At 48.7% G+C, this 4,587-nt stretch carries 4 protein-coding genes and 1 pseudogene; 2 read left to right on the top strand and 3 right to left on the bottom strand.

Going from position 1 to position 4,587, the window contains the following annotated elements; translation table 11 throughout:
* A pseudogene (locus ACRCZA_RS03485) lies at nucleotides 1-77 on the bottom strand (7-carboxy-7-deazaguanine synthase QueE); the annotation flags it as partial.
* Nucleotides 78-331: 254 nt separating this feature from the next.
* Between ACRCZA_RS03485 and queC the strand changes: the two are divergent.
* Both queC and rrtA read left to right on the top strand, forming a co-directional pair.
* Nucleotides 332-1,081 carry a 7-cyano-7-deazaguanine synthase QueC gene (gene queC / locus ACRCZA_RS03480; RefSeq protein ID WP_438673091.1) on the top strand — a complete coding sequence of 250 codons (750 nt, stop codon included), beginning with the start codon at nucleotides 332-334 and terminating at the stop codon, nucleotides 1,079-1,081.
* Complete coding sequence (gene rrtA, locus ACRCZA_RS03475) at nucleotides 1,078-1,662, top strand: rhombosortase (RefSeq protein ID WP_438673090.1); 585 nt, start codon at nucleotides 1,078-1,080, stop codon at nucleotides 1,660-1,662. Before queC ends, rrtA begins: the two co-directional genes overlap by 4 nt.
* Before the next feature lie 61 nt (nucleotides 1,663-1,723).
* Here the strand turns inward: rrtA and ACRCZA_RS03470 are convergent, their stop codons facing one another.
* Together ACRCZA_RS03470 and uvrB are read right to left on the bottom strand one after the other, a co-directional pair.
* Entirely contained in the window at nucleotides 1,724-1,849 is a 126-nt protein-coding gene (locus tag ACRCZA_RS03470; RefSeq protein WP_438673089.1) for a hypothetical protein, read from the bottom strand.
* 75 nt (nucleotides 1,850-1,924) lie between these two features.
* Nucleotides 1,925-3,940 carry an excinuclease ABC subunit UvrB gene (gene uvrB / locus ACRCZA_RS03465; protein ID WP_438673088.1) on the bottom strand — a complete coding sequence of 672 codons (2,016 nt, stop codon included), beginning with the start codon at nucleotides 3,938-3,940 and terminating at the stop codon, nucleotides 1,925-1,927.
* Nucleotides 3,941-4,587 lie beyond the last annotated feature (647 nt).

Raw genomic sequence — 4,587 nt, 5'->3', positions numbered from 1 at the left:
ACAAAAATGGCGGGAACGCCGGTAAAGACACCTTCACCTTGAATCGTTTCAAAAACTTCGTTAACAGGATAATGCATGCTGCGGTTCCATTTTTGGGAGGCTGCCTTTATAGAGGATTTACCAGCGAGCTGCAAGCTGTTCGCAGGATAACGACTTTATAAGGGATCTTGCGTATAAGGGATCTTGCGTTGCTCCGTTTTGGCCTCGCTAGGTCCTGTGCATTGACAATGCATTGCTATGGGGAAGCCCGGCGCAAAGAGTTTGCAAGGCCTTGAGCCTAGGTTACACTACGGCCTCCTTTGATTATGTAAGTCTCAGTGGTGATCGGTTTATGGCAAATACAATAGGCACACGCGCGGCGGTAGCGAACGCACAGGTAACAAAAGCGGTTGTGGTATTCAGTGGAGGACAAGACTCGACGACCTGCCTCATTCAAGCCTTAACCCAATACGATGAAGTGCATGGGATCACCTTTGACTACGGTCAACGTCACCGCGAAGAAATTGAAGTCGCCAAGTCCCTAGCCAAACGTCTGAATATTACCAGCCATAAAGTGATGGATGTAACCTTACTCAATGAGTTAGCGATTTCAGCCCTCACTCGTGATGCCATTCCCGTTTCCCACGAGTTAATGGAAAATGGCCTGCCCAATACCTTTGTTCCGGGGCGCAATATCCTCTTTTTAACCCTTGCAGGCATTTATGCCTATCAATTAGGGGCCCAAAGTATTATCACCGGAGTATGTGAGACCGATTTTTCGGGGTATCCCGATTGCCGACACGATTTCGTCAGAGCGATGGAATCGGCGCTGGTGCAAGGGATGGATAAGCCGCTACAAATTGTCACGCCGCTGATGTGGCTCAACAAGGCACAAACCTGGGCGTTAGCCGATAAATATCAACAATTAGATCTCGTGCGCCACCAAACGCTGACCTGCTATAACGGGGTGATAGGCGATGGCTGCGGCGATTGCCCTGCCTGCCATTTGCGGCAGCGCGGGTTAGATGAATATCTGCAAAATCAAGCCACTATCATGGCATCGCTCCCCGACGCGGCGATTCCAACTGAGCCTAGCGCGTGAAGCTCGGCCCCTACTGGCTAGCGCTGCTTGTCAGTGTGCTCTGCATAGGCTTATACCTTGCTGGGCTGGCCATGCCTTTTGTCGATCAGCTGTTAGCCTATCAACGCAGTGCGATCACTCAGGGGCAATGGTGGCGCCTCGTCACCGGCAACTTATTGCATACCAATCATTGGCACTTGTTAATGAACTTAGCTGGGCTATGGATTGTGCTGTTTTTGCACCACTTTCACTATCAGCTCAAGGAGGTAAGCCTGTTATTTTTGCTACTGTGTTTACTCGAAGGGCTAGGGTTATACCTAGGGTATCCGCAGTTACTTGGCTATGTGGGCTTAAGTGGCATGCTCCATGGCCTGTTTGCCTATGGCGCGCTTATGGATATTCAGCACAAGCTTAAATCAGGTTATTTGCTGCTACTTGGAGTTATCCTCAAAGTGACCCATGAGCAATTTTATGGCGCAAGCGAAGATGTGACTGTGATGATAGGTGCACGGGTGGCCACCGAGGCGCATTTAGTTGGGATGATCTGCGGCATAATTTGCGCAGCGGTGATGTTACTGCGCAAAAAACCACCGCGCACCTGAACGCCAGAATGCGCTTGCTGGCGCTATCTGACGATGCCTAGCGCCCTTCTAGTTTGCTGCATCAACGCCATTGACGTACCGACTTATCAACGTTACCGACTGTGGTAAATAACAAGTGGTAAATAACAAGTGGTAAATAAAAAGCCACCCCTACGCTGGGCGTCGGCCCTGCTCTGGTGGTCTTCATTAAGACCTCTCAATGAAGGGGGTTGAAACTACATGCGCTTACTGGACATGCTTAGCCCTGTCGATAAAGGGCTAATCAAGCGCGAATGAGCAGTTCCCTTAGGCGTTTAACCTCATCGCGCAGCGCCGCCGCCTGCTCAAATTCTAAATTACGAGCATGCTCATGCATTTGCTTTTCAAGTTTATCAATATCATGGCTTAACTGGGCAGCATCGGCGTGATAATGACTTGTCCTCACCTGCGCGACCTTGTCATAAGAACCTTGATTTTGGCTCTCTCCTCGACCGTCACCGATATCCATCACATCTGTGATACGTTTAACCACGCCCTTAGGCACAATCCCATGTTTGAGGTTATGGGCTCGTTGTTTTTCTCGGCGCCGCTCAGTTTCGCCCATGGCTTTCGCCATCGAATTCGTGATGCGATCGGCATACAAGATCACCTTGCCATTAACATTGCGGGCCGCGCGGCCAATGGTCTGAATGAGCGAGCGCTCGGAGCGCAGGAACCCTTCCTTATCGGCATCCAAAATACACACGAGGGAAACCTCTGGCATATCTAAACCTTCGCGCAGCAAGTTGATGCCAACTAGCACATCAAACTTACCTAAGCGTAAATCGCGGATGATCTCAACCCGCTCGACCGTATCGATATCCGAGTGTAAATAGCGCACTTTCACGCCGTGTTCATCGAGATATTCGGTCAAATCCTCCGACATACGTTTAGTTAAGGTGGTCACTAATACCCGCTCATTGACCGCGACGCGTTTGGCGACCTCTGATAATAAGTCATCAACCTGGATCCCCACGGGCCGTACTTCTAATTCGGGATCGAGCAAGCCTGTGGGGCGCACCACTTGTTCAACAATCTCACCGCCACTTTTTTCCAATTCATAGGGATTAGGGGTCGCAGACACATAAATGGTCTGCGGCATCAACTGCTCAAACTCTTCAAACTTCAGTGGGCGGTTATCCAATGCCGACGGCAGACGAAAGCCGTACTCGACCAGTGTGGTTTTGCGTGACCGATCACCTTTATACATGGCGCCGATTTGCGGCACAGTGACATGAGACTCATCGATGATCAACAGGCCATCGGCGGGCAAATAATCCAATAAGGTTGGTGGCCCTTCACCGGCGGCACGGCCCGATAAGTAGCGAGAATAGTTTTCAATGCCCGAGCAATATCCTAACTCGACCATCATCTCAATATCGTATTGCACCCGCTCGTGGATGCGCTGCGCTTCAATCAGCTTATTGTTATCTAACAGATATTGCTTACGCTCGCGCAGCTCTTGCTTGATTTGCTCAGTCGCCTCAAGGATTTTCTCCCTTGGGGTCACGTAGTGCGTTTTAGGATACACAGTGGTGCGGGCGATACGTTTAAGGATCTGCCCAGTTAAGGGATCAAACTCACTTAAGCGCTCAATTTCATCGTCAAACAGCTCAACACGAATCGCATAACGATCAGAATCGGCAGGAAAAATATCAATCACTTCACCACGGACACGAAAAGTCCCCCGCTGTAATTCAATATCATTACGGGTATATTGCAGTTCGCTTAACCGTTTAAGCATGTCACGCTGCCCTAACGTATCTCCTTGGCGCAGGTGCAACAACATTTTAAGGTACGAATCGGGATCCCCTAAACCATAAATCGCCGATACCGATGCGATTAACACCACATCTTTACGCTCGAGTAACGCTTTTGTCGCCGACAGGCGCATCTGCTCAATATGCGCATTGACCGAGGCATCCTTTTCAATAAAGGTATTGGAGGCGGGCACATAGGCTTCGGGCTGGTAATAATCGTAATAAGAGACAAAGTATTCCACCGCATTATGGGGAAAAAACTCTTTCATCTCGCCATAAAGCTGGGCGGCTAAGGTTTTATTGGGGGCCATAATGATGGTCGGCCGCCCCAGTTTGGCGATCACATTGGCAATGGTGAAGGTTTTACCGGATCCCGTCACCCCTAATAAGGTTTGGCAGGCAAGCCCAGCCTCAAGGCCATCGACTAATTTTGCAATCGCACTGGGTTGATCGCCTGCGGGAGCAAATTGTGATTCAAGCTGAAAAACAGATTCTGACACGCGTACATATCCTTGTGGTTAGTCATGCCATTCTAATCAAGTCATCGCCCAAGCTCCAGCGATTATGCCTTATCACCGCTCAACAGCGCGGCACGATATGCACGCCCGATAATAGTGCTAACAAGCCGGCAAACACCCAAGAAGTCTATCAGGCAGCAAACAATCACCTTTATTCTCTCTGAAGCCCTGCGCCCATCATATCCATAACAAATCATCCCCATCCCTCAACCTGAAATTTTCCCCCTTAACGCTTAAAGGCGCAAATCGCCCAAGAAACACACCAAACTTCACTAAAATTGTCAAATTAATACACAAGTGGCCACTTTCAAATTATTACAAATTTGCAACTTGCATGGCGTATTTATAAAAGGCTATTGCTTTTATTAATCATTTGATTTTAATGACATTATTTTTTAAACACCAAAACAGTGCAATTTAAGGCCGTTGCCCATAGGCCAAGGGTTTGCAGGCTGTTTTTTCTGACAACCCACAGGCTTATCCACAGATTTTGTTGATAACTCAAAATAACCTAGTATCCATGCGGGGTTCAGCCCAGCTTAAGCTTCAATTAATCATAGTGCATCGAAGTGTAATTAAATTACATTTGAAAATACTGCGAACAACAGCCAAACCGCCAAAAAGCCCCC

It is taken from the genome of Shewanella sp. (assembly GCF_051658185.1).
Classification (GTDB): domain Bacteria; phylum Pseudomonadota; class Gammaproteobacteria; order Enterobacterales; family Shewanellaceae; genus Shewanella.
Note: the sequence above shows the minus strand (reverse complement) of the source record. Positions and strands in the feature narration are given on the sequence as shown.

Bases quoted from the DNA above. Each gene is read 5' to 3' on its own strand.
- queC (WP_438673091.1), top strand. From the start codon at position 332: ATGGCAAATACAATAGGCACACGCGCGGCGGTAGCGAACGCACAGGTA.
- ACRCZA_RS03470 (WP_438673089.1), bottom strand. From the start codon at position 1,849: ATGAAGACCACCAGAGCAGGGCCGACGCCCAGCGTAGGGGTGGCTTTT.